The sequence below is a fragment of the Methylobacterium sp. CCH5-D2 genome (genome assembly GCF_001556475.1).
Lineage (GTDB): Bacteria > Pseudomonadota > Alphaproteobacteria > Rhizobiales > Beijerinckiaceae > Methylobacterium > Methylobacterium hispanicum.
Genome location: NZ_LSIX01000010.1, coordinates 1 through 443, shown reverse-complemented (window position 1 = coordinate 443; position 443 = coordinate 1). Strand labels below are relative to the sequence as shown.

General features: G+C 65.9%; 1 protein-coding gene. It reads right to left on the bottom strand.

Going from position 1 to position 443, the window contains the following annotated elements; translation table 11 throughout:
- A partial coding sequence (locus AX737_RS00190) for a hypothetical protein (protein ID WP_066918049.1) occupies window positions 1–244 on the bottom strand: 244 nt, incomplete at its 3' end.
- Window positions 245–443: the final 199 nt, after the last annotated feature.

Below are 443 nucleotides of genomic sequence, written 5' to 3'. Positions count from 1 at the left end.
GGCCGTACTGCTTGACCGGGAAGTTCTGCTGGTTGGCGTTGCCCTCGGCCGCCGAACTCATCCGGCAGGTGGCCGGGTTGCGGCTGCCGTAGAAGCCGAGCGAGCCTGTGGTGTCGACCACGTCGGAGGCAAAGCCAGTGTAGTGGCCACGCGGCGCGTTGTAGGGGAAGGCCAGAGCAGACGAGGCCGGGGCAGCAACGCCGAGCATCAGGACGGCGACAGCGGCGGCGACACGGGTCTTCATGATGGTCTTCATCTCCTCGATCAAGTTGGCGGCCGGCCGATCCGGTCCGCGTCGTCTTGCATGATCCCGAGATAGGAAGCCCTTTGCCGGCGCGACGTGCCAGGACGCACGTCCCATCACGGAACCAAATCCGCTAGCTTTCAAACCGTGATCTCGGAGCAGCATGCATAGAAAACCCGCCGCGGCGGGGCCGGGCGGG